Below are 25,031 nucleotides of genomic sequence, written 5' to 3'. Positions count from 1 at the left end.
GCAAAATGTGAGCAGTCAAACTATCTACATATTAGCACTTTAGCCTCTATTATATGTTTATGTCTGAGATCCAAAAGGACTTGGCCGGCTTTTCGGAATAATTGGTTTCCTCTTGCGGTTTAATAGGAATTTTGGCAATCTTGAGCAGCGCATCCTGATCGTCCCGGCTCCTTTCTGATGGCATTAACTACCAGTCGGCCTACGGGTTTGAGTTGCAGCATTAATCCTGTAAGTTTATTCCAACACATGACCTCTTAGATACGAGAGAGTCCGGCACTCAATTTCATCAGACTCCATATGACAGATACCGCAACATAAAATCCTGGCCAGTATTTTCTACTCTTTTAGTACAGGTATGGGCAACTCCGCCATAGTTAATGGTTCGGTAACTTCCTAAAGGTCTGATACCTCTCCAAGCAACCATGCTCTCATTGCTGATACAACCATACCTCTACCGTTACGACACTTCCGCCTTATTCTTTTTAGGCTTTATCAGGTCGTTTTGAGCAGACCTGAACTTGGCCGTAATGGCGTGCATAAGCTCATCAAATTTCTTGTCGATCTTTTTATTAATATCCTTTGCAAAGTCTTCACCTTTGCCCAAAAGGACTTTTCTGGTATCTGAGCCTTTTTCCGGGGCAAGTAATACCCCAATTATGGCACCCGCGGCAATCCCTGCCATTACTCCTAATATTGCTTTTCCTGTATTCATAGGTGTAGTTGTTTTATTGTACCAGCTAATTTAAGGGCTGTTTTAGATATAGTCGATGACGTGTGTCATCAGTAGGAAATATTTTTATCTTGTTAATCCGGCACGTTGCTCGTTATTGCCTCATATAACCTTTCATAAGGTTGATATATTTTTCCACCTTCCTGATATGGCCCCGGACTTCCCTTTCTTTATGACTCTGACCAATACTTAATGCCTGCACCTTAGCCCGGACATTTGCTCTCAGGCATTTGAAGTACCTGAATATTGCCTCATCTTCATTGACTTCAAAACATGGAAAATTGTTGCTGTAGCTTTTTAGAAATACCTCTGCCAGTTGTGGATGATGAAATGCTTCCAGGTCCATGCACATAAAGGCCACCTCATATAATACATCGATTTGCCTGTATTGATCATTAAACTCTATACAGTCAAATATCACTGGCTTTTTATAAATGAATACATTACCACTATGAAGGTCACCATGTACGTCTCTCACCAAACCTGTGTCGATCCGATCCTGAAATCGCCCGGCATGGTGATTCAGAAAGTTATCGCTCCATTTTATGGATTGCTCTATTGTTTCCGCACCGGCTGGGCCTATCTCCTTTTCTACAAGGTTTATGCAATTACCAATATCGTTAAACAGGGCACGGGCAGTTGACAACTCAAAAGGCCGGTAAATCTTATCGGCATTTTTATGAAAAGCGGCTACCTGATGGGCAAGGATGCTGACGTCTCCGGTTCTCACCTTGTTTTGTCTGAGCATGTTGTCCATCCTTCTGGCTGTTGCCAGCCTTTTCATCTGCACTGCATAGTCCACTATCTTTCCGTTGCCCTCTGCCAGATACCATAAATCATCATAGTGATAAACAGGAACTACAGCCTCATAAATATCGGTAAAGCGGCTGTTCAGCATAACTTCTCTCTCGCAATATTTATTGCGAAGATTCAGGGTAGAAAAGTCCAGAAATGAAAGTTTTACAGGCTTTTTCAGTTTGAATACATGCTCTTTTGTGAGTATTACCCAGGAAATGTGCGTCTCTTCAAGCTCACCGTTTAAAGGTTCTCCTCTGTATATTCCATTTTTGGTAAGTGATGCTATTTCATCTTCATTCATGCCGTTTGCTTTCCAGGTAGTTAGATGCTCTGTTTAGCATAATTTCTATATTATTATCAGTCGACTCCAGCTGAAGGTGGGGAAACGTAAACTCTTCAAACTCTGTTTTTATCTGATTATATACCTCAAAATCTGCTTCACTATCCTTTCTTGGTAGGTTTAATCGCTGTTTGATCAGATGCTCGTCAGCATGTACAACTATCAGGTGAATAACACTCGCATGCTGTCGGGCCAGGCTTATAAACATGTTGCGCATAGATTGCAGGTAAAAAGTAGCGTCTACAATTACGACCCTACCGTGCATTAAAGAGCTTTCGGCAAGTGAAACCATCTTGCGGTAAACCTCCAGTTTATCTTTAAAGGCATATTTACCCCAAGCTCCCAGTGCTTTCCTGACACGATCGCTATTTACATAATCAGTTCCCATTTTTGATGCCAGTTGGACAGCAAAATAGCTTTTACCACTTCCCGGCAGACCTGCTACTAGTACAATCATGAGTATAATCTTAAATTTGTTTTCTTAACAAGTGTTTTGGTTTTGAGAATGCTTTTACTTGTTCCATACGATTTCATATCAATTTCCATAGTTACTCTTATAACAATAGCGCAACCTGCTTGTTGTTTTATACCTATTCCCAAACACTCTCTTCTGCTCTTAGTACTCACCGGCATTCACCACCTTACTGCAGTCCAGTAAAGGTGGTGTTATTCTAAAAAAAAGTTAATGACGCTCATAGACACTCCCCCATGATAGATATCACCTTTTACAGGATTATGTCGATAATTATAGCTTAGACACAGGCTTCTGTTCGTTTATCCGACATGATGAAGGTTTTGAAAATCCGTAATAAATGTTATTCCTCTGGGGGCAGGACTTCATTACATTGGCTTTTATGATAGCGCAGATAGAAAAAAGAGAGATTAGGGAGCAAATCATGAACTCCTGTATCAGGCAGCAGCAATTGTTAATGGATGATTTCTCCCAGCGGATCAAATCGTTGTTGGCTAGCCAAAAACAACAAACTAAATCAGGTTTGAATGGCTCCAAATCATTAATGAACCTTGACGAGATAGATCTGCTCAATGATGCCATGATCTTTGCCCAGTTGGAAATGAACAGGTTGCGGTACCTGCGGTCTGTCAATTACATGGACCACCGGGAGGTGGAGCTGGGGGCAATAGTTATTACCGATGTTAATACCATATTTGTATCTTCCAGTGTGGAACCGTTCTGGTTTAATGGAGAAAACATTATTTGTATATCTACCGAAAGTGCTCTGTTTAATCAAATGAAAGGAAAAAGAACAGGTGAATTGTTTTTTCACAACCAAAATACCTATATAATCAGGGAGATTTTATAGGTATTACCGTAACTGGCTATTGATCACCAATGGTTATCACGGGCACGATGCTTTTTCGGTTGTTCTTTTTAAAAGTACTCTGACTTCCTCATCGTTGACACCAGGAAAGCTTGAATAATAGCGATCCAAGCCTTCCAGCTCGTTCCTCATTCGCAAAAAAATGAAATCATCAGTTTCCTCGCTTATTGTCCTTGCGGCTTCAACATTTACAACAGGCACGGCAACGACGATTTTCAGCGGGTTTTGCTTTCTGATCTCACGCAGGCAGGCAATCATAGTATCCCTGGCTTTCAAAATATCATCTACAAGAATTACTGTCTTATACTGCAGTGAGATGGGTTCTGTATCGCCGTAATATATCTTTTGCTGATAGTTAATGGCATGCCTCAGTAAGGCCATTTGATGATAAATATAGTCCTGGGGCACATCGAAGGGGCAATCGTGAATACAGGCTTCCGAATAGCTTACGGAGCCTATATTTTTGTTTTTATCGGTAGGATGTTTGATTTTGCGACAAGGCATCACCTCAAGAGGAAGTTTCAAATTTTCTGCAATAACCCATGCTACACATACACCGCCATGTGGTATGCCTACCACTACTGTGTTGGGATCTTCTTTACAAGCCCTGAGTTTCATGCTGAGTAATTCTCCTGCATGCTCTCTGTCTCTAAGCAATATTTCGGTAAGCCCATCCATGATTTTAGCGTTTTCTGAAATTAACCAAATCAAACCTTGGTCATCAATGACGTCTATCACACGTGTCTGATGATTGTTATCTTTCATTCCAAAAGAAATGGTCTAAATCTCACCTTCCGGGCATACTTTCTCAAAGTCAAGTTTAAACTCAGTACCCTTACCCTCTTCGCTTATCACTTCCACTGAGCCATTAAGCATATCCACATAATGCTTCATGATGTGCAACCCAAGGCCTGTACCTTGTATTGTACCTGCATTAGATGCCCTGTAAAAACGCTCGAACAAATACTTCCTGTCTACTTCGGGGATACCAATGCCCTTATCTTTAACATTGAGATGAATATGGTCATTCAGAGTAGACGTAACCTGAATTTCTGTATTTTCAGGTGAATACTTAATGGCATTAGTTACAAGATTGTTTAAAATATTGGCTAGTAGCACAGGGTCTGAATAGGCTTCATCTTTGCCAAAGTGGTGATAAATGATATTTTGTCCGGGTTTGGTAAAGTTTCGAAAATTGAGGCAGATGTTTTGAAGATACTCTTTAAGGTTTAGCTTCTCCATTTTAGGTTGGATCTTACCTTCTTCAATTTTAGTAATAGACAAAAACTCGTCTAGAATAGAAGTAAGTATATTCACGGAGGATTTCACTCGCGCAATATGCTTCATTACAGCAGGTTGCTGCTCGTCCTTTAGATACTTTTCTAGTAGAAAAGCCGAAGACAAAATGGTGGTGAGCGGTGTTCTGAATTCGTGTGAAGCCATAGATACAAAGTTAGATTTCATTTTACTCAGCTCTTTTTCGGCAGCCAGTGCACTTCTTATTTTTTCTTCAGCTTTTCTATGTGCCGTTATATCGGCTACCGCCGACATTAGGCAATCCTTATCTTTAATCTGAATCAACTGCATGGATATGGCTACCCAAACAGGGTCCCTATCTTTTGGCTTCAGGTATGTTTCTATATCCTGGATCTTCCCCTGCTCTCTGGCAGCCCTCGTTAGTTCTTCCCTTTGAATAGCAGACTCCAGGATATTTAGTTCTACCCCTGTTTTACCCACCATTTCCTCTTTACTATAATTTATCAGGTCTTCAAATGACTTATTGCAATCGGTAATTACGCCACTTTCACTTTGGGCGATTACAATTCCAACCGGGCTTTCGTTAAAGAGTTTGCTAAACAGGTCATTGGCGTTTTGGAGCTTGTGTTCCACGCGTATTCGCTTATTAAAATTGTAACGTATAGTAAAAAATGTCGCAAACAACAACAGTATCATTCCTATAAGTAACATGAGAAACAGTCTGTCAAAGGTCTCAATGCTGGCCGTATTTGCCTCCTCCCTGGCATGCATCAGACAACTTTCTTCGCTCTTAAAGGTATCAATAAGCATCGTAAAGCGGTTACGAAGGCCCTTTGCCTGATCAATACGGTGTATTAATTTATTTTCGGGGTTTTGCCTGGAGACCAAGGCTGAATCACCAAAAGTCAACAACTCTTGTATGATCCCTTCAACAGACTGTACTTTGGCGAGTTGGCCCGGCCTGTTTCCTGAAAGGGCCTTCAGTTCTTCAAGTTTTCCCAGTATTGATGTCCGCGCCTCATGGTAGGGCCTGGCATAACCTGAATCGCTACTTACGAAAATGCCATTGCTCTCCAGTTGAATATCCTTGGAAAGTGATGAAATGTCCTCTGCCAGATGAATTACAGTTCTTGTGTCCTTAACCAGTTGTGAGGTATCCTCCACCACGAGGGAAGTGCGGTATGAAACGAGTCCTAAAACAGCCATTGCAGCAACCAATGCACCAAACAGTACACCAAGTATTATTTTAAACGAAGTCATTTCTTCTACCTAACAATATCCATTTCACAAAAGTAAAGATCACAATAACCCCTATTCAATGATGTTGATCATCCTAAAATCAGATAAAACCCCAAAATAGCGCAATACCCATTTTATTTACTATGACATTTGTCAGGTTTCCGGTTTTTCAGCCGCTGACTATCGGAGAGGAGATTAGTGCAGAATTTTTTCCAATTTTGCTTTATTGATAATTTTCAGGCCTTCGCCCGATATCTCTATTAGTTTTTCATCTCGAAAATCTGCCAGGGTGCGGTTTAATGATTCGGTGGCCGTACCTACGATATTGGAAATATCCCTCCTGGCTATGGTTATTATAGCATCTTGCCCGGTGTGCAAAAATTGATCATGAATCTTCAACAATGCACTGGCCACTCGCTGACGTACCGATTGATAAGCAATATCCAGCAAGCGGTTTTCCATCTCTTCCAGGTTGTTGGAAAGCAATTTGATAAACTTCCGGGCTACATCTTTGCTTGAATAGATAATCGCAAGGAAATCAGCTTTGGGGATTACGGCAATACTTACTTCTTCAAGAGCTTCCGCATTTTCGTTGTAGGGCCGCTCTTCCAGTAGGGGTACATATCCAAGAAAGTCGCCCACACTATGAATACCAGTGATCAATTCTTTGCCATCATAGTTGATCTTATAAGTTTTTACCCTGCCCTTTTCAATGTGGTAGAGGTCATTGGGATTTTGTCCTTCCATAAAGATCAGGTCTTTCCTTTTATAGTGGCGTACCGGACGGTTTTTCGACAGCTTTTGAAACTCCCTGAGTTCTCTGGCCTTGCTGAAAAAAGTGCTCACATCATCAGGCTTATTTCCGTATTTCAATTTTAGCAGTTCGCTCTTTTTTAAACGGGTCTCAACCACCTTCAGCAAATCAAGTCCGTCAAATGGTTTTGTGATATAATCATCCGCACCGAGATTCATACCTGTCCGAAAATCGCTTCTATCAGCTTTTGCCGTAAGGAATATGAAAGGAATATCAGCAGTTTCCGGGCTATTGCTGAGTATATGTACCACACCATATCCATCGAGTTCGGGCATCATAATATCACATAAAATCAAATCTGGCGGATCTTTTTGAGCCATGCTCACTCCAATTTTCCCATTGGGAGCATATTTTACGTTATAGTGAGCCAGCTCAAGGATGCCGGTGATATTTTCAGCCATGTCCTGATTATCTTCAATTAGCAGTATGGTGTAGCTCATACAATATGGGGTTTAACAGGATTTAACTACGTTTTTGCAAAACACCGGGAGACATTATGCCTGTTTCTATTAATTACAAATTACCTCCTTCTGCCTCAGCAAACAAGCAATGCTAATTACCTGTACTGAACTTTTTAAAAAACAAGAAGCAGTCTATACATCTCCCATCATTTTTTGAAGCTAAATTATGTGAAACCTGTCTTTTGACGTATGATACCAGTCACTACTGACTATGATTTAGGTTAGGATTTTTTTGAAAGCATTCAATCAGTCATACTTTTCAACAAAAGCAAAAATTTCTCTTTTGAAATTCCTAATTTTCAAACGTACTTCCCGTATGTGTATCAGGAGCTTGCGGTGTGTGGCTCTATAACTAATTCGGGGCAGCTCCTTCTCCAGGGCTTCCTGCCTGCCGGAAAATGCGGAGATGGTTCTTTCTTTGTTAATAATTTATAAAAAAAACATCTTATCTCTCCAAAAATCCACATCACTGATCCAGGCGGCACTTTCTGCACGGAGTGAATCCAGGCTTGCACTAAGCAGGTAATCTGTATCAGAGTGTGATCGTTGCATAGCTGAAATAGTTTAACGGTTAATCACTCTCCTTAATGGTATAAGTCCATACCGGTACGTCAGCATGGTTAACAAGATCTTCCGCAAGGCTGCCATTAAGCAAGTGGGCCAGCCCTTTACGACCATGAGTACCTAATGCGATCATATCCGCATTGATCATATGAGTGAAATTGATAATACCCGCCTCTTCATTGATGTCGTTATAGATGTTAATGGTAAAATCCTTAAACATATACCATTTACTAAAGCGTTTAAGCTCTTCCCTTGTCACAGCGTCCTTTTTAAAATTTGTAGGCGTGTTGATCCAAACTATATGTAGCGTGGCTCCGAGGTGATGCTGTAAAGCTTTTATTTTCACAATAAGGTCTTCATCAGCATCTGACATCAGTGTATTTGGGAAAACAATATTTTTTATTCTGTCCGGTTTTACAAAACTTTTCACAGCTATTACAGGGATTTGCGATGCTCTGGTTATTTTCTCCGTATTGGAGCCTATCAGTATTTCGCGCATTCCGGAAACTCCCCTGGTACCCATTATGATCAGGTCCATGTTGCCACTATGGGCAAACTTCAATATAGTTTGCGAAATGTGGCCAAACGCCACCTGCACTTCTATTCTGATATCTTTCAATGAAAACATGCCAAGCACTTCGTCGTTAAATCTGGAAATGACCTTACTTTCGACCTGCTCTTTCAGATCTGTCAGCACCTCTTCCTCAATATTCAGAAAAGGCCTGGACATTAGCTCCACAACATGCAGAACATGTACGGTTCGTTTTTGGGTTTCATCAAACTGCAAGGCAAACCTGAGGGCATTGGCTGCCTGATCTGAAAAATCATATGGCACCAGTATATTAGTCATTTTGAGTATTTATTATAAAATTAACAAATAGACCAATTTGTAAGTATGATCAACGTCATACACCACATGTGATTTTTAACAGGTGCGTGTGCTGGTTTCGGATTGATTTTATATTACAATATCAGCTGGCAAACACTGATCATATTTTAATAGTACTGTTGTAAATAGTTTAAAGGCGTTTACTGAAGGTGTGATTGAAAATCCTGGACTTAATGATCGGTAAGCGACTGATCAGAAAGGGCCGTCTCAAAAGTTTACTTAAACTTGAATTATAATGGTGTAGAGTGAGATTTTCTGTTTTTGGAATCCTTCCAGCGTTCTATCTGATGTTTAACACCCTCTATGGCTTTAACTACCGCTTCCTCAAATGATGTACTTTCTGCTGAAGCGAAGAGATCATTGCCCGGAATGAGTACTTTAATTTCACAAACCTTGTTTTCGCCATTATCTGAATTATTGAGTTTTAAATAAACCCTGCTTTCAATTATTCTGTCACTATACAAGTCCAGTTTGTCAGTTTTTTCCTGCACAAAATCCAACAGTTCTTGTCTTGCCTTAAAATTGGGTGTTTCAATGATGGTCTTCATCTCTATCTTCTTTAAAATTAAATATATTGTATATTACTCGTTTTTTATCGGGTAAGCAACTATTTATGCTTTTCGCACCTTTGAAAATTCACCTATCCAAATGCCTGCATAATCTTCCTTAATATCGGGGCTTTACCTTTCTGGATACAGACACCGTTAGCATGTAATAATGAAAACCCTGACAAATCGAGATGCAATAGCCTGTATTAAGATTATACACCCCAGAACTTCATCTATTTCTACCATCTATTTTTTTGACGAGTCAGACAGGGTTGAAAAGGAACAGAAAATTATTTTTACCTGAAGGCTCTATATTATTTTTCAATGATCAGCATTGACATAGTTGAAATTCGGCAATTTAATAGTGAAAACTGTTCCTTCTCCTGGTATGCTTTTAAAATTAATAGTTCCTTTCATTAACTCCACATATCTCTTCACGATTGTTAGCCCCAGTCCGGTGCCTTGCACATTTCCGGTATTGGTAGCCCTGAAGAATTTATTAAATAAGTGTACCTGCTCTTCTTCCGGAATGCCAATGCCCTGGTCCCTGATAATAATTTGTAAAGTACCCTGAGTATTTTGCACTTGCAGATCTATAACAGTCCCGTCAGGGGAATATTTAACAGCATTCGATATAAGATTCTCTAAAATGTGCCTGAGTTTTTTAGCATCCAGGGCCAATGCGTCCTCCCCTTCATACTGTACATTGATTTGCTGTCCGTCCTTCCTTAAAAACTGCATATCGGCTAGCACATCTTGCACAAACTGTGATATACTCAAAACATTAAACTCAAGGGTCATCTTGCCCTGCTCCAGCTTATCTATCGAGAGAAAGTCATTGAGTATTTCGGTTAGGTTGTTTATCGAGGCGCGAATTCTTTGCAGGTGCTTATTGAGGCGCTCGTTCTGCTCAGTACCGGCATATTGCTCTATTAAAGAAACACTGGAAAGTATAATACTCAAAGGCGTACGAAACTCATGAGAAGCCATAGACACAAACCGTGACTTCATCTCACTCACTGCCTTTTCGCGTTCAAGTGTATCATTGAGTTCCCGGGTTCTCTGAATAACTTTCAGTTCCAGTTCTTCCTGCGCCATACGCTGGTCATGTACGTCGGTGCAAGAACCCATATAGCCCGTAAACTCTCCATCCGGCGCATAAGTGGGCTTGCCGGTTTCCTGTATCCACCGGTACCTGCCATCCTTTCTTTTCAGTCTATACTCGGTGGTATAGCACTCCCTGTTATCAAAAGCCGCATCAAAGGCCGCCAAAGCTGCTTTCCTGTCATCCGGACATACGTTATCCAGCCAGCCTATACCTCTTTCACTGTTGATATTGCAGCCGGTAAATTGAAGCCAGGTCTGATTAAAGTAGGTACATGACTTTCCTTCATCCGCCACCCATATCATCGTGGGCGAGTTTTCTGCAATACTCCGAAACCATGCTTCTCTTTCGGCCACCATCTTTTTGGCTCTGATCTGGGCGGTTATATCTGTAATAAACGCTACGGCAAGTTTTTCCTCCTCGATCTCATAATGTCCCAGGCTTATCTCAACAGGGATAACAGCCCCATTCTTTTTTTGAGCAAATAATACCAGATCGCTACCCATTGGCCGCGATTTCGGGCTTGAAAAATAGTCATGCCTGTGATATGTATGGTTTGTTCGCAGATTTTTGGGGACAAGAATCTCTATGGACTTCCCTGTTAGCTCCCCATGAGAATACCCGAATAGTTTTTCTGCACAAGGGTTAGACAACTCGATGCAGCATTTCTCATTGACAACCAGTATGCTGATGGTTGCACAATCAAACAGTACCTTAAAGCCCGCTTCACCCTCAAGGAATCTCTGCCCAATCATATGATGTCCTTTTTCTTCAATTTAACAAAATATTCAATACAAATTTTGAGGATGTATGCTTTTTATAACCGCAGTCATATTATGATCTGCCGATGCGTATATCATGCTTTCGCATATCGGTGGAATCTGGCATTCCAATGAGTCTGCATGGATAGTTAATCATGTCGAAAAGGCTATTGAACGTAACCTATGGCTTGTTAACTTCACTAATCCTATAGATTAGTAAGCATTGGTACGGTCTCCTGAACACTTGTTTACAGCCGCAGTAAGCAGCTGCTTTATGACTACCTTCCTGGCTATAACTGTTTCCTGGTTTACGATGTTTAGTTTACAGGTTATTACGTGAGAAGTGATCGGTTATGATCAGTCGGCAAATTAACTCATTTTAACAATCACAAGTCTGCGACAGGTATGCGACGCGCTTTATATCATGTTTTATAGATTTTCACCTTGCGTATCATTTTTCATGCCCAGTATCATTGACATTGTTTCCCATTTGGGGTTTTGGTCCGCGATGAGTTTGATAATACCGACAAACGGCACAAACAGGATCATGCCTGCCATGCCCCAAAGCAACCCTCCTGTAAATATGGCGATCAGCATCACTAAAGTATTGACATGCAGTCTGTTACTAACGGCCAGCGGAAATATAACATTGGCCTCCAGATACTGTACAAAGGCAAAGATGGCTATGATACCCACAGGATACCAGGCGGAGTCATAGGTGACCCATGACATGGCAATGGGCAGCAATGAACCGACAATTATGCCCACATAAGGGATGAATGTTAAAACAGAGGCAATAAAGCCAAATAATATAGCATATGGTACCCCGAGTATCAGTAGCCCGATACTGTTTAAAGTACCCACCACGAGATATACAATAGCCATTCCTTTAATGAAATTGTAGTAGGTCTGTATGGTGAGGGAGATGATCTTCAACATCCTGACATTTCGCTCAGAAGGGAACATCCGGTATAGTATCTTCATCCAGTAGCTCCGGTAGTAAAGTATCAGCACTACATAAACCGGTATGAGTACCATAAGTACGATGGAAAGTGCAGATGCCGAAATTGCATTGCGCAGGACACCAAACAGGTTAATCCCTGATTCATCGGACATGCGGTTCAGTAAACTCTCCTGCTGATCTTTTGAGATATTAAAGACCTCAATCAGCATTTGACTCAGGTTCTGAAGCGACTCGCTGAGCTTATGCTGCAATGCCGGCCATTCGTCGAGAAAGGCTATGAACTGACTTATCAAAAGGGCTACCAAAAGTAATCCCAAAAGCACAAGAATGCTTAATGAAATAATTATAGCTGCCATTCGTCCCACTTTTCTTCTTTCAAGCCAGGCACATATGGGGTATAAAATGAAGCTGATCAATACAGCAAAACTTATGGGCACAAATATGTCTCTTCCAAAATATAGGATAGCAGATCCGAAAAAGATGAATTGCAACCATTTTAAAAAGTGTGAGTTGCTGTTAAGAATGGATTTCTGGGTTGGCATATATATTTATAATAGCTCCTGCTGAACATTAACAAACATATACACGCTACGGATAATCTTCGATGACCAAGGTCAAATTAAAGGGTGATTTAAGTCATTCAAAGACACAGTAGTGCATGGTATCTTAGCTATATAAATTTTAAATTCCATCACCATGATATCCGTTACCTCAGTTACCGATAAGTACATTGTTCAGCCCGGCCTGCTGGATAAACACAGAAAAACGCTGGAGTGGTTGTCTGCCGCTTTGCTATGGAAACATGAACTGGCATTCTTTCAAAAACTACTGGACAAGAATGCTCCAAAGTTCACTGACGTGGAAGACAAAAAGCGAATAGGTCATTTTCAGAACCTGCTCATTTATTACAAAGGTGAATTGATAGATACGCTAAGGAGTAAGCTTCGTGATCATGAAAAAAGTCTGGCAGGGATGCTTGAAACCAGGGATGAATCCAGGACAGAATACTTTAAGGAGCACGACGAACTGATGAATGAACTGGAAGCATTTAATAAAACTTTTATAGCATTCAAAGAGGACTTCTTCTATTTCATAGAAAGAGTAATCTAGGAAATTGACATTCAATGCGTAAACAGGCCCTAAGTATCAGCTATGTTCGGCATGGATCTTACCCGATGACATCTTGAAGTAATTGATCACACCACCTGCTACGATAACGTTTATCTGTCGTATACTCAGGTTATGCTTAAGCTCATAGGTTTCGCCACGGGTCTTGTTTGTGGCATAATGTGTTTGGCCTTTCAGGAAATTGTCTACTACATTTTCAAGTTTAATAATATCATTTTCTTCAACAGCATCATAGTCTTCCGGGTTAGCAAACTCAAATGGTATTATGCCAAAGTTTATCAGATTTTGCCATCCTAGCCGGGCATAGCTTCTGGCCAATACTGCTATCTGACCTAGGTATCTGGGTGCTATGGCGGCATGCTCCCTGCTGGACCCCTGGGCGTAGTTCTCCCCGGCTACAACAATATGGCCACCATGCTCATCATAAACTTTTCGGGCTTTCTTATAGAATTTTTCATCAATTACTGCGTAGGCCCATTTGCTGATAGCCGGAATGTTGCTTCTTAAGGACAACACTTTTACTCCTGCTTTCAGGATTTCATCTGTCGATATATTATCGCCCATTTTCAGGATCACGGGGGCTTCATAAGTGTTTTCCAAAGGAGGAAATTCAGGAAATGATTTAATATTCTTTCCCTTCTGCAATGACATCTCCCGGCCATCATCAGGCGGTGCCAATAACATATCGGTATTTATAATAAGATCTTTAGGGTACTCGTATCGCGGATATTTAAGATCATACAGCTTCCCCAGATCCCTGGGATCTGTAATTTTTCCGGTCATTGCAGAAGCTGCAGCAGTTTCAGGACTGCATAAATACACCTGATCATCCAGTGTTCCTGACCTGCCGGGAAAGTTTCTCGGCACGGTCCGTAAGCTGATTTTGCCTGATGCAGGTGCCTGCCCCATGCCAATACACCCCATACACCCAGCCTGATGAAACCGTGCTCCGGACCTGAAAAGACTCGGAAATGAAGAGGTAGCTATTAAATTCTGTACAACTTGCCGTGAGGTTGGATTTATATCCAATGAAACATCAGGATGAACGTTTCTGTCCCTTAATATCTCCCCTACAACCCAAAAATCACGAATACCCGGATTTGCGGATGATCCTACTACAGCCTGAGCTATAGGCTTACCCTCAACTTCCTTCACTCTAACAACATTGCCGGGACTGCTTGGGCAGGCAATCATAGGCTCAAGTGCAGAAAGATCTATCTCATCTTCAAGATCATATGTGGCATCATCGTCCAGGCTTATTTCGGTCCAGTCCTCCTCTCGGTGCTGGGCCCGTAAAAACCTGCGCACTTCGTCATCAGACGGAAAAACAGTGGAAGTTGCCCCCAATTCAGTACCCATGTTGGCTATCACGTGTCTGTCCATGGTACTCAGGTTGCCCAGGCCGGGACCAAAATATTCTACAATCATGCCTCTGCATCCTTTTACATCATACCTCCGAAGCATTTCCAGCACTACGTCCTTAGCACTTACCCAGTCAGGAAGCTCACCTTTTAGCCTGACTCCAAGTATTTTTGGCATTTTGATGTATAGCGGTTCTCCTGCCATGGCAAAAGCTACATCCAGGCCTCCTGCCCCAATGGCCAGCATGCCTAATGCGCCGGCGGCCGGCGTGTGGCTATCAGAGCCTACCAACGTTTTTCCGGGTATACCGAATCGCTCCATATGTACAGGGTGGCTTACACCGTTGCCTGGCCTGCTGTACCATATGCCAAACTTCTGGGCCGCTGATTTAAGGAACAGATGATCATCAGCGTTTCGATAATCAGCTTGTATAAGATTATGATCCACATATTGTACTGAAACTTCAGTTTTTACCCTATCCAGGCCCATAGCCTCCAGTTCCAGCATAACCATAGTACCTGTAGCATCCTGCGTTAGCGTCTGATCAATTTTAAGGCCTATCTCCGCATCTGGACTCATCTCTCCATCAATCAAATGGGCGGAGATCAATTTTTGGGTAACATTGAAATTATTTTTCATAGTTAAACCATTTAGCTTCTACTTCTAGAACAACACCAAAAGCTGATAGTTACCCTATGATTAAGAAAACTCATTTGAACATGAAAATCCCAGTTTCTCCTGCCTTAAAAACAGTAATGAATTCAGGTATTTTTTCTCCTTGTAGCTCAAATGCTCTGCAAGAGATATAATTGAAATAAAAGAGGAACAGCTGTGTTTGGCATTGAACCGACAATATTAAAACCGCACGGGGATAAAGGGTAGCCGTTTAGCAGGTGGCTGAAATGATGTATACACTATAAAGATTGAAAAGAATAGCTATAAAACGGGTGTCGTTCGAATTAAGCCACAAAGACTGGAGAAAAAATAACGCGACTCTTCTTTTAAAAGGCTACTTCAATGCCAATTTATTACAGGCATTGAAGCAGCATTTTATCATTCGGCAGAAGGACACTGCACCTCTTCCACACTTTTTATCACCACTGTATTACCTTTCATACACACTGTGACAAATCCTTCCAGGTATTCATACTCGATCCGGAGTCGCTCTCCGTTAACATACTCAAAATTTTCCATAGGGTTTTCTTCATGTTGCGGCGGTGTTCCACAAAAGTACGGCCATACGGGGTTAAGGTATTCGCCATTTTCCAGCCTTAGTAAAAAACCGCAACCGTCCAGGCCTGAATGATCCTCAACTATTGCGTTATAGCGGCAGTTATCTGGTTTTATACCGGACTCCGAGTGGCAGGCAGCAAGTATAAGTACTGACAGCATAAGGGCAAGGGACTTATAAATTTTCATGATAATTTTGGTTTGGATTACTTAAAAGACACCGGTTATAAGCAGGAGGTTGTAAGGACTATGGCTACATTAAATAAGGCAAACTGCGGCGTATGTCATTTATTTGTGTCAAATTTGCCCTATAACAGAAAAACGATGAACCAGAAAATACAAGAAATAAAAAGTGGCGAAGGACTGGGGCAACTCAAGTTCGGTATGTCTACTAACCAGGTAAAACAGGTTATCGGTGAGCCTGATGAGGTAGAAACCTATTCATACGAAACTGAAGAAGGGGAGCTCAGCGAAACGTGGCATTATGACTCCCTGGAATTATCCATATCATTTGATGAGGAAGAAGACTGGAAGCTGGTTTCCATAGCCATCAGTGCTGCGGATATAACCTTCAAAGGTCATAAGCTGATTGGGCTAAAGCGAGATGAACTGATCAAAATACTGGAAGGCCTTGATATCGGCCACCTGGAGTATGAAGACTGGTCGTCTGCAGAAAGCCCAAACCATAAGCTCATTTCGGCAGAAGACGTAGAGATTAATTTCTGGCTTGATGATGATGAACTGACGGAGATCCAACTTGGACCGCTATTTGACGATAATGACGATATCAAATGGCCTAAAATCGCCTAAGGATCAGCTAATACTTCTGGTATTCACCCCTCTCAAAGGCTGAATTAAAGGTTTCTTACTCAGTAAGTTTACTTTTGAAAGTACCTAGTACGCTCAACTTACTGAGACCTCACGCACCTTTAATTCAGCTTCACATTTTTTTAAGATTTTTTATTTTTATTTTTTCGTACATTTATTTCACAATCTTCTTTTTAGTACCAATTATAAGCTTTAAATTATGGATTTAACTTAGTGGCTTTAATGCATTAAATATGAAATTCAGTGAAATCCTAAATCTATTCAGGCAAGGGAAGAGTACCGCCAAGAGTCATATGAAAAATCTGATTGAAATGGCTGCTGCAGATGGCAACTTTGACGAAGTCGAATATCAGCTCCTCCAGCGTATTGCCAAAAGAAACGGTATCTCCAATGGACAATTAAAATCGATCAGGAACAATCCTGACACGGTGGCTTTTGAAGTACCGGAAGACAAACTTGAAAGGTTCTCACAGCTTTATGACCTGGTACATATGATGATCATTGACAATGAGGTTCATAATGAAGAGAAAAAATTATGCAACCTGTTTGCCATAAAATTTGGCTATCCCCGGGAGCGTATAGAAGAGATCATCAGCACCATTCAGAGCAACATAGGCAATGGTAACGACCACGAAAATACGTTGCAAAGAGTGGAATGGATGTTGATTTCGTAGTCTGCTCAACCTAACCACTGTTACTCCACTACCCGTATCACCTGCATGGGAATTTTAATGCCGGATATCCTGAACAGCAGAACACCCGACATTAAATCTATCTTTTTCTACAAAATATAATCCGTACTCACAAAATTAGAAGCCTTACTCTGTAGTAATGCATTGAGTATCTCATTGTTGTAAGCATTATCTTTTGAGGCTACAAATGTTCTGATTGAAAATGATCGCAAAGCATCATGCACACTAAGTGTAGCTACTGCGGAGTCTTTCCTTCCGGTAAAAGGATAAACATCCGGCCCTCTCTGGCACGAGCTGTTGAGATTAACGCGGCAAACCAGGTTGACCAGCGTATCGATCAAAGGCGCTATGGTTTGAATATCCTTGCCAAAAAGGCTCACCTGCTGTCCGTAATTCGACTCCGCCATATCATCCAAAGGTTCATCAATTTCCTTAAAGGAAAGAACAGGTACCACTGGTCCAAACTGCTCTTCGTGATAAACTCTCATTTTTTTACTGACCGGATACAGAACTGCAGGGAATATATAATTTTCGGTAGTTTCGCCTCCTTTCTTATTAATTATTCCAGCCCCGTGTGCCACCGCATCATCAATCAGTTCCCGGATATACGCCGCCTTATCGGGTTCAGGTAATGGCGTAAGCTTTACCCCGTCATCCCACGGGTTACCGAATTTCAGTTCGTCAACACGGTGGGCAAAGCGGGCATTAAACTCCTCTACAATATCTTCATGAACGTAAAGGACTTTTAGGGCCGTACAACGCTGGCCATTAAACGAAAGTGTTCCCGCTATACATTCATCGATGGTAAGATCAAGGTCTGCGTCCGGCAAGACAATAGCCGGGTTTTTAGCTTCAAGCCCCAGTACAAGCCGCAATCTGTTTTTATGAGGGTGCTGGTCCTGAAGAGCAATGGCCGACTTACTGTTGCCAATCAGTGCCAATACATCAATTTTTCCCGTTTTCATGATGGGTGAAGCCACCTCTCTTCCCCGTCCGTAAATTATGTTTACAACACCCGGAGGAAAGCTACTCCTGAAGGCCTCCAATAATGGCGAGATCAAAAGCACACCATGCTTGGCAGGCTTAAAAATGGCCGTATTACCCATGATGAGCGCAGGAATAAGCAATGCAAAGGTTTCATTAAGCGGGTAGTTATATGGACCAAGACATAAAACCACACCTAGTGGCCCGCGGCGTATATGAGCGTATACGCCATCGTGTTTTTCAAACTTAGCACTGTCGCGATCCAGTTGCTTGTAGTCTTCTATAGTATCGTAAATATAATCTACCGTGCGGTCAAATTCCTTTTTCAGAATCTGCCAGATTCTTACCGATCTCCCACATCAGAAGCTTAACCACCTCTCCCCGTTTCAGCTTCATCTGTTTCACAAACTTCTCCATGCATGCCACCCGGTCACTCACTTTCATAGTGGGCCACACTCCCTGTCCCTTGCTGTAAGCATTACAAGCAGAATCCAACGCCTCCAGTGCTACTTCTTCAGTCATATAGGGAATACTTCCCAGCAAAGTCGGAGCATACTCACCCTTAGCATTAACGCTATGGATAGATGAATAGACTTCGGTCATTTTACCGTGCCAGGTCTTTAATTCTCCGTTAACAAGATAGGTACTCTGATCCGTAAGGTTTTCTACTTGAAACTGCGCAGGGATTTCATTTTGCTTTGTCTCCATTGCTAATATTTTTTCGTTGAGATTATTGATTGCGCATCCAATAGTACATCCAAATTCGGAATATTTTATAATATATCCGCACCTTCACACCTGTTTATTAGCAGACCTCCTGCTTTTATCCCCATGCCAACCCCTGCCATTAACGGATTTAACCAAAGCTGCATCACGGCACTGTTACTCGTTAATTAAGTTTGTGTTACCTCCCTCAGACAAAATAAAAAAACCATAATATGGCTTATTAATCAGGCCTTTTAAGAATAAATAATTTTACCTCTTGAGAAACACACTAACCAATTACACTAAAAATGAAAAAAAATCTACTCGTACTAGCACTGGCTGGAAGCCTGTTTTATGCATGCGGAGATGATGATGTAACAACACCCGCCAATCCGGTAGTGCTACAGAACCACTCCAAGACACCGCATATGCTGGAACTGAAATCAGCATTCTCCGATGTTGAGATCTTTACACTGATCAGTTCTGAAGACCAACTTAGCGAATCTCCTGACTTCGTTTACGGAAGTATGGCTGACGGAGCTGGTTTGCTTAAAAATGACGATGGCACTTTTACATTAATTAATAACATAGAGGCTGATTATTCAATTGCCAGAATAACGCTTGACGAAACCTTTAAACCTATAAAGGGTGAGTATATTGTTAACTCTGATGCTACTGCAAATACCGCTCAATGTTCTGGGTCACTGATTACACCTGCCGAACATGGTTTCGGCCCTCTTTACCTAAGTGGAGGAGAATGGGGAGGATCTGCTACTAACGTATTTGTAACCGATCCATTTAAAAGCGCATCTACTGCCAGTTCAGCAAAAACATTGGTAAACTTCGGTCAATGGACAACAGAAAATGCAGTGGTTCTAGGAAAAGATGCTTTCCCTGGTAAAACTGTTGCTCTTATCGGTGACGACAGCCATGGAGAAGCCGGAGGTCAGCTTGCCATGTATGTTTCTAATACCGCAGGAGACCTTGACAACGGTAAACTTTACGGGTTAAAAGTTGGTGATGGTACCATCGTTGACAATGATCTGGTAGTAGACCAGGAATATGATATCACTTTTGTAGAATTGACCGAAAGGACCTTCGATGCGCTAAATGATGAGTCAATAGCTAAAAATGTGATGGCCTTCAACAGGGTCGAGGATATAGACTACCGAAGAGGTTCTGGTGAAGCTAATCGCGAAATATACTTTAACGCAACAGGCCGCAGCCAGTTTAATGATACCAGGACACTTTATGGTCGTGTTTATAAAATAGTACTCGACGAGAATGACCCTACCAAAGGTAAGCTTACCCTGGTACTTGACGGTGATGACCTGAATGGGAAAGCGAAAAATTTCCATAGCCCTGACAATATTCTGGTAACAGAAAACTATGCCTATATACAGGAGGATCCTAACGGATATGATGACGATGCTACCAAGCAACATGATGCGTACTTGTATCAGTACAACCTTAAAACGGGTGAATTGAAGATTGTATTAGAGGTTGATCGCGATGCCTACATTGCAGGTGGATATGGCTCTGCAGATGATGGTTTTGGTACCTGGGAGCTTACAGGTATGATCGACATTTCTGATGAAACAGGTATTGAAGGAACTTTCCTGCTGATCATACAAGCACACTCATGGTATGATGATGCATTCCTTAATCCTGACGGAGCGGGTACAGATGAAAATAGTTCTAATGAAGGCAGCTATGCTGTGGTGCTCAAAGGTCTGGAGAGATAATATGAAAATCCATTTTCCTATATTGTATAAAGGGGCTTGCCTGCTAAGCCTCTTTATACTCCTTTCTGCATGTTCGGCAAAAAAAAGAACGGCAGAAAATCCTATTCCTTTACAAATGCAGGATCAATATCTCCGGGATCTTGAAGAAACATTGCTTGCCGTTGAACGCATGAAACTAACGGACAATGCTGATAGCCTTCGGCTGATTTTTCTTGAGGCCCGGTTAAAATTTAAGCAGACTGAGCCTATTATGGCTTTTTTCAAGGCCTCCGCTTACAAAGCGCTTAACCAACCCAACCTGATGATCGTTCATGAGGGCGGAAATGGCATAGAGAATGAGCCTCCGCAAGGATTTCAGGTTGTTGAGGAGCTATTGGCTGAAGATAGCCTGGACATGAAGGTAATTCACGCTGAAATCGCTAATATCTACACAACACTGCAACTTGAAAAAGACAATGTCAATGTGGCGGTTTCAAGTGACTATCACTTTCTCTGGCTGGTTCGCGATTCCTTTGTGCGCATAATGGCTCTGGGAATCTCCGGCTTCGACTCTCCTGTACTCCACCATTCACTTCCGGAAAACAGACAAGTGTTGCTCAGTATTAAAGGTTACCTACAGCTTAACAAAACCAGATTTCAAGATTCAAAACTTTATGAGCAATGGATAGATGAGCTTGAGCGAGGTGCTCAAAGTCTGAATCATCAGGATTTTGATACTTTTGATCGTTATAGCTTCATCAAAAACCACATACATCCCCTATTAAACTTGTGGAAAAGAACCGCGTCGGACTGGAATGTCAGCTTTCCATTTGACACTAAAATCAATTATGAAGCTGAGACTTTTTTTGACAGTGCAACATTCAATATTGCCAAATTTGCACCTTCATATTCGCCAAAATCATCTCCTGAGATAGTATCACTAGGCGAACAATTATTTTTTGACAAAAGTCTGTCCGGTAGCAAAACTATGAGTTGTGCAACCTGCCATCAACCTGAGAAATACTTTACTGATGGCCTATCTAAATCCAGGGCAAATGACGGAAATACACTGCCTCGTAACTCACCGACATTACTTTATGCAGCTTTGCAGAACAATCAGTTTTATGACGCCCGGGTGGCTAATTTGGAGAATCAGATCATGGATGTGGTCAATAGTGAAAAAGAATTTCACTCTGACCTTACCCGTCTGCAGGAAACTGTTGAAAGCTCCGACGCTTATAAAGCTGAATTTAAAACACTTTATAAAGACAGCGTAACGTCTCGTAACATACGAAATGCCATCGCCCAATATATCAGAACGCTGATGCCTTTTAACTCAAAGTTTGACAGGAATATATCCAATAAAGAAAATTCTCTCACTGTAAGTGAAATTAACGGCTTCAACTTATTTATGGGTAAAGCCGGTTGTGGTACATGTCACTTTGCTCCTGTATTTAACGGTACTGTACCACCTTCTTTTTCTCACACTGAGCTGGAGGTACTTGGAGTACCGCAGTCGGCAGTTTTTACAAATGCTACCATTGATCAGGATTCAGGCAGGTACACGCTGTTCCAGGCTGACCTTAAAAAGTTTGCATTTAAAACTCCAACCGTGCGAAATGTATCGCGGACTGCGCCTTATATGCACAACGGTGTATACACTACCCTGGAAGAAGTTGTAAAGTTTTACAACGTGGGTGGAGGAAGTGGGATAGGTATTGCTTTGCACAACCAGACACTGCCTCCCGACTCTCTGGGGCTTAGTGACCAGGAGATATCTGACATTATCAGGTTTATGCAAAGCCTTGAGGACAACTTGGAGGTGTCACCGTCATTAATTTCTTATGGGTCTGATTAATACCAATTAGTGGAATTTAGTACCCATTAAATACCGCATAATAACAGCAAAAAACACCCAAAAGGCCTTTTAATTTACCAATGGCCTTTTGGCAAGCCTTTCGCATTATATATGGTGTTTATCAATATAATGCAGAAAATGAAAAGATTAACACTACTAATAATATGCCTTTGGGCAACTTCACCATACTTACATAGCCAGGAAAGTCAGTTGATTGCAGGCCTCCATGAGCCTAAGGAGCCTTATGTTTCAAATGAAGATCCAAATTCTGCAAAGGCAAAAGGAATTTTAAACCATTTTGTAAAAAACTATCTTTCTTACAATTCCGATAAATATATTTATGTAGGTTGTAACGAGCAGAACGAATACTATGAAAATGACACGGTAAGGATGCGCAGGATCTCTCATGACTACTATCCGGTGTGGCAGTGCTGTAAATTTGTAGAATGGAACCTTGTAGCTGATTCCCGTTTTTTATGGTCAGATCTTGAGGCGTGTAAAAAGGGAGTTCAACGGTCATACTATTTATCTACGACAAATATTAAGGCCACACTCCAAGACAAAGAAATATACCTGGATGTATCCCGAAACGGATCAGTTATCGAGAGGTTTAAGGTTATCAGAGTTGATGAAGCTGACTCCAAGCATAATGAACTACCTGATCCGGTACTGGTCTTGCTCAGGGTGTCCCATTCGGGATGATCGTGAATATTAGGTTAAGAGTTTTATTAGTATTACCTTTGTCGCTCATCAAAGTAGAGGCAATCTCTTACAGGAAATTTCTCAAAAGATTCTTTTCTCTAATATCCTTCGACTTTGACCAAAGTCGGTTCTTTTAAACAATAGTCAAGACCGAATACGTTTAACCTGATTTAACTACTGTAGCATTATTTTTTTACAGTTAACTTCAGTTAAGGTTAAAAATGATTTCCCAGCCTATGAATTAGGCACTATTGAGATCTAAATGCTATCCATCTCTCTATTGAGAGTGTGGAAGCATAATTTTTCATTTAAGCAAACAGCATGTATAAAACTAAACAGAGGCCTTCAAAGCGCACTTCAAATTTTAAACGTAATTCCAACGGAAACAGAAGAAGAAAAAACAATACAAGCAACAGTATAGATATCAACAAATTTATTAGTCAGGCTGCAACTCCTGAAAAAAAAGAAATATATCAGGTCACTAACAAGTTTTCAGATTTCCCGCTACAGCCGGACCTTATAACAAAAATAACCGGCCGAGGCTATAACTCTCCTACTGAGATCCAGGATAAAAGTATTAATCACATACTGGCTGGCAAGGATGTGGTGGGAATCGCCGGAACAGGCACTGGCAAAACCGGAGCCTTTCTGATTCCAATTATTAACAGGTTACTTACTGACCCCAGGTATTTTGACACACTCATAATTACCCCTACACGCGAACTGGCGCTGCAGATTGAAGATGAATTCAAAAAACTAACAAAAGCTACAAAGCTATACTCTACCACGCTTATCGGGGGAGTAAATATGACCAAATCTCTGGCAGCAATTTCAAGGCCTGCACATATTGTGATAGGTACACCGGGCAGGATAATGGATATGGCACAACGCGGCAAATTAGCCTTCGGGAAATTTCCTGTCTTAATACTTGATGAATTCGACAGGATGTTGGATATGGGATTTATTCGGGATGTCGAGCATATAATCAGCCAAATGAGCAGCCGCAGGCAGACATTACTCTTTTCTGCAACCATGCCTGCCTCTCAGGAAAAGGTTATTAACAAAATAATTCCAAATCCGGTAAAAGTTAGGGCATCATCAGCATTAAAGTCTTCGAGTAATGTAGATCAGAATGTGGTTTCCGTATCCGAAGGTGAAGATAAATTTGACAGGTTGGTTTCGGTTATAGCTGATGACGGGGAAAAAGAAAGCAGGGTAATCCTTTTCTGCGAAACTAAGAGAAAAGCAAACAGACTGGCTAAAAAGCTTAATGTAAGGGGCATCCCTTCGGACGAAATACATGGCAACAAAAGTCAGCCGGCTCGTGAAAGAGCATTAAAAAAGTTTAAAACGGGGCAGATCAGGGTTTTAGTGGCAACTGACGTAATGGCCCGGGGCATTGATGTTACGGACGTTTCTATGGTTATTAACTACGAGGTACCGAAAACATACGATGATTATATCCACAGAATTGGCCGAACTGGCCGTGCCGGAAAAACCGGTAAAGCAGTCACATTTATTAACTAATAATCTAATATATGGCACGATCTCAAAACAGCTTTATTAAGCAACAGAGAGAAAAAAAGAAACAGAAGAAAAAGGAAGAAAAACTGCAAAAAAAGCAGGAAAGAAAAGAAAATTCTACTGGAGGCAGCCTGGACGACATGATTGCCTATGTGGATGAATTTGGTAATATCACCTCCACCCCACCAGAAGAGCAGGAAGAAAAAACTTCTAAAAAAGACAACAGTGCTAACGCTGATAATAAAAGAACTTAAAGAAATTAATAATTTATAATAAGAATAGAATGAAAAAAGGAACAGTTAAATTCTTCAACGAATCAAAAGGCTACGGTTTTATACTACAAGATGATACCCAGGAAGATATATTCGTACATGAAAGCGGATTGATCCATGAAATTGAACAAAATGACAAGGTATCCTTTAATGTTGAACAAGGCCGGAAAGGTCTTAACGCAGTCAATGTTGAGGTGATCGACTAATCTAAA

Annotated in this window: 25 protein-coding genes; 10 read left to right on the top strand and 15 right to left on the bottom strand. The window is 41.3% G+C overall.

Annotation, left to right across the window (positions count from 1 at the left end; genetic code table 11):
• Positions 1-457: 457 nt before the first annotated feature.
• From LVD17_RS20425 to LVD17_RS20415, 3 genes are all read right to left on the bottom strand, one after another.
• A complete protein-coding gene (locus LVD17_RS20425; RefSeq protein WP_233760862.1) occupies positions 458-712 on the bottom strand; it encodes a YtxH domain-containing protein in 255 nt (84 codons plus the stop codon).
• Positions 713-824: 112 nt separating this feature from the next.
• Positions 825-1,829 (bottom strand): hypothetical protein, encoded by a 1,005-nt coding sequence (locus LVD17_RS20420; RefSeq protein WP_233760861.1) that lies wholly within the window; start codon positions 1,827-1,829, stop codon positions 825-827.
• Positions 1,822-2,325, bottom strand: coding sequence for a P-loop nucleotide/nucleoside kinase family protein (locus LVD17_RS20415; protein WP_233760860.1), 504 nt, complete (start codon positions 2,323-2,325; stop codon positions 1,822-1,824). Before LVD17_RS20415 ends, LVD17_RS20420 begins: the two co-directional genes overlap by 8 nt.
• Before the next feature lie 355 nt (positions 2,326-2,680).
• On the opposite strand from LVD17_RS20415, the gene LVD17_RS20410 reads away from it, so the two are divergent.
• A complete protein-coding gene (locus LVD17_RS20410) occupies positions 2,681-3,190 on the top strand; it encodes a hypothetical protein (protein ID WP_233760859.1) in 510 nt (169 codons plus the stop codon).
• A 36-nt stretch (positions 3,191-3,226) separates the two neighbouring features.
• On the opposite strand, the gene LVD17_RS20405 is transcribed toward LVD17_RS20410, so the two are convergent.
• The 8 genes from LVD17_RS20405 to LVD17_RS20375 all read right to left on the bottom strand — a co-directional run bounded on the left by LVD17_RS20405 (position 3,227) and on the right by LVD17_RS20375 (position 12,352).
• Positions 3,227-3,973, bottom strand: coding sequence for a phosphoribosyltransferase family protein (locus tag LVD17_RS20405; RefSeq protein WP_233760858.1), 747 nt, complete (start codon positions 3,971-3,973; stop codon positions 3,227-3,229).
• A 15-nt stretch (positions 3,974-3,988) separates the two neighbouring features.
• Positions 3,989-5,725 carry an ATP-binding protein gene (locus LVD17_RS20400; protein ID WP_233760857.1) on the bottom strand — a complete coding sequence of 579 codons (1,737 nt, stop codon included), beginning with the start codon at positions 5,723-5,725 and terminating at the stop codon, positions 3,989-3,991.
• Between the two features lie 174 nt (positions 5,726-5,899).
• Positions 5,900-6,958: a response regulator gene (locus LVD17_RS20395; protein ID WP_233760856.1), complete on the bottom strand. Its 1,059-nt coding sequence runs from the start codon at positions 6,956-6,958 to the stop codon at positions 5,900-5,902.
• A gap of 450 nt (positions 6,959-7,408) precedes the next feature.
• Positions 7,409-7,531, bottom strand: coding sequence for a hypothetical protein (locus LVD17_RS28525; RefSeq protein WP_255702497.1), 123 nt, complete (start codon positions 7,529-7,531; stop codon positions 7,409-7,411).
• Positions 7,532-7,550: 19 nt separating this feature from the next.
• Positions 7,551-8,393: a universal stress protein gene (locus LVD17_RS20390; RefSeq protein WP_233760855.1), complete on the bottom strand. Its 843-nt coding sequence runs from the start codon at positions 8,391-8,393 to the stop codon at positions 7,551-7,553.
• Positions 8,394-8,662: 269 nt separating this feature from the next.
• Complete coding sequence (locus LVD17_RS20385; protein WP_233760854.1) at positions 8,663-8,980, bottom strand: HPF/RaiA family ribosome-associated protein; 318 nt, start codon at positions 8,978-8,980, stop codon at positions 8,663-8,665.
• Between the two features lie 321 nt (positions 8,981-9,301).
• Positions 9,302-10,840: a sensor histidine kinase gene (locus LVD17_RS20380; protein WP_233760853.1), complete on the bottom strand. Its 1,539-nt coding sequence runs from the start codon at positions 10,838-10,840 to the stop codon at positions 9,302-9,304.
• Between the two features lie 435 nt (positions 10,841-11,275).
• Entirely contained in the window at positions 11,276-12,352 is a 1,077-nt protein-coding gene (locus tag LVD17_RS20375; RefSeq protein ID WP_233760852.1) for an AI-2E family transporter, read from the bottom strand.
• Positions 12,353-12,506: 154 nt separating this feature from the next.
• On the opposite strand from LVD17_RS20375, the gene LVD17_RS20370 reads away from it, so the two are divergent.
• Positions 12,507-12,920 (top strand): hypothetical protein, encoded by a 414-nt coding sequence (locus LVD17_RS20370; RefSeq protein WP_233760851.1) that lies wholly within the window; start codon positions 12,507-12,509, stop codon positions 12,918-12,920.
• A gap of 36 nt (positions 12,921-12,956) precedes the next feature.
• Here LVD17_RS20370 and LVD17_RS20365 read toward each other — a convergent pair whose 3' ends face one another.
• Together LVD17_RS20365 and LVD17_RS20360 are read right to left on the bottom strand one after the other, a co-directional pair.
• Complete coding sequence (locus tag LVD17_RS20365) at positions 12,957-14,939, bottom strand: aconitate hydratase (protein WP_233760850.1); 1,983 nt, start codon at positions 14,937-14,939, stop codon at positions 12,957-12,959.
• A 414-nt stretch (positions 14,940-15,353) separates the two neighbouring features.
• Positions 15,354-15,719 carry a hypothetical protein gene (locus LVD17_RS20360; RefSeq protein WP_233760849.1) on the bottom strand — a complete coding sequence of 122 codons (366 nt, stop codon included), beginning with the start codon at positions 15,717-15,719 and terminating at the stop codon, positions 15,354-15,356.
• Between the two features lie 135 nt (positions 15,720-15,854).
• Between LVD17_RS20360 and LVD17_RS20355 the strand changes: the two genes are divergently transcribed.
• On the top strand, positions 15,855-16,340 hold the full coding sequence (locus LVD17_RS20355) for an outer membrane protein assembly factor BamE (RefSeq protein ID WP_233760848.1): 486 nt from the start codon (positions 15,855-15,857) through the stop codon (positions 16,338-16,340).
• A gap of 251 nt (positions 16,341-16,591) precedes the next feature.
• Positions 16,592-17,032 (top strand): TerB family tellurite resistance protein, encoded by a 441-nt coding sequence (locus LVD17_RS20350; RefSeq protein WP_233760847.1) that lies wholly within the window; start codon positions 16,592-16,594, stop codon positions 17,030-17,032.
• Positions 17,033-17,139: 107 nt separating this feature from the next.
• On the opposite strand, the gene LVD17_RS20345 is transcribed toward LVD17_RS20350, so the two are convergent.
• Entirely contained in the window at positions 17,140-18,300 is a 1,161-nt protein-coding gene (locus LVD17_RS20345; RefSeq protein ID WP_306416009.1) for an aldehyde dehydrogenase family protein, read from the bottom strand.
• A 46-nt stretch (positions 18,301-18,346) separates the two neighbouring features.
• Positions 18,347-18,742 carry an aldehyde dehydrogenase family protein gene (locus tag LVD17_RS28605; RefSeq protein WP_306415954.1) on the bottom strand — a complete coding sequence of 132 codons (396 nt, stop codon included), beginning with the start codon at positions 18,740-18,742 and terminating at the stop codon, positions 18,347-18,349.
• 305 nt (positions 18,743-19,047) lie between these two features.
• Between LVD17_RS28605 and LVD17_RS20340 the strand changes: the two genes are divergently transcribed.
• From LVD17_RS20340 to LVD17_RS20315, 6 genes are all read left to right on the top strand, one after another.
• Positions 19,048-20,484 carry a PhoX family protein gene (locus LVD17_RS20340; RefSeq protein WP_233760846.1) on the top strand — a complete coding sequence of 479 codons (1,437 nt, stop codon included), beginning with the start codon at positions 19,048-19,050 and terminating at the stop codon, positions 20,482-20,484.
• Positions 20,426-22,321 carry a cytochrome-c peroxidase gene (locus tag LVD17_RS20335; protein ID WP_233760845.1) on the top strand — a complete coding sequence of 632 codons (1,896 nt, stop codon included), beginning with the start codon at positions 20,426-20,428 and terminating at the stop codon, positions 22,319-22,321. The genes LVD17_RS20340 and LVD17_RS20335 overlap by 59 nt, the downstream gene beginning before the upstream one ends.
• 138 nt (positions 22,322-22,459) lie before the next feature.
• On the top strand, positions 22,460-23,023 hold the full coding sequence (locus tag LVD17_RS20330) for a hypothetical protein (RefSeq protein ID WP_233760844.1): 564 nt from the start codon (positions 22,460-22,462) through the stop codon (positions 23,021-23,023).
• Positions 23,024-23,344: 321 nt separating this feature from the next.
• Positions 23,345-24,550: a DEAD/DEAH box helicase gene (locus LVD17_RS20325; RefSeq protein WP_233760843.1), complete on the top strand. Its 1,206-nt coding sequence runs from the start codon at positions 23,345-23,347 to the stop codon at positions 24,548-24,550.
• A gap of 11 nt (positions 24,551-24,561) precedes the next feature.
• Positions 24,562-24,801, top strand: a complete 240-nt coding sequence (locus tag LVD17_RS20320) for a cold-shock protein (protein WP_233760842.1) — start codon at positions 24,562-24,564, stop codon at positions 24,799-24,801.
• A gap of 29 nt (positions 24,802-24,830) precedes the next feature.
• Positions 24,831-25,025 carry a cold-shock protein gene (locus tag LVD17_RS20315; RefSeq protein ID WP_155168741.1) on the top strand — a complete coding sequence of 65 codons (195 nt, stop codon included), beginning with the start codon at positions 24,831-24,833 and terminating at the stop codon, positions 25,023-25,025.
• Positions 25,026-25,031 lie beyond the last annotated feature (6 nt).

It is taken from the genome of Fulvivirga ulvae, from assembly GCF_021389975.1.
In the GTDB taxonomy this organism is placed as follows: domain Bacteria; phylum Bacteroidota; class Bacteroidia; order Cytophagales; family Cyclobacteriaceae; genus Fulvivirga; species Fulvivirga ulvae.
The sequence above is the reverse complement of the archived record's forward strand: the minus strand, read 5'-3'. Positions and strand labels throughout refer to the sequence as shown.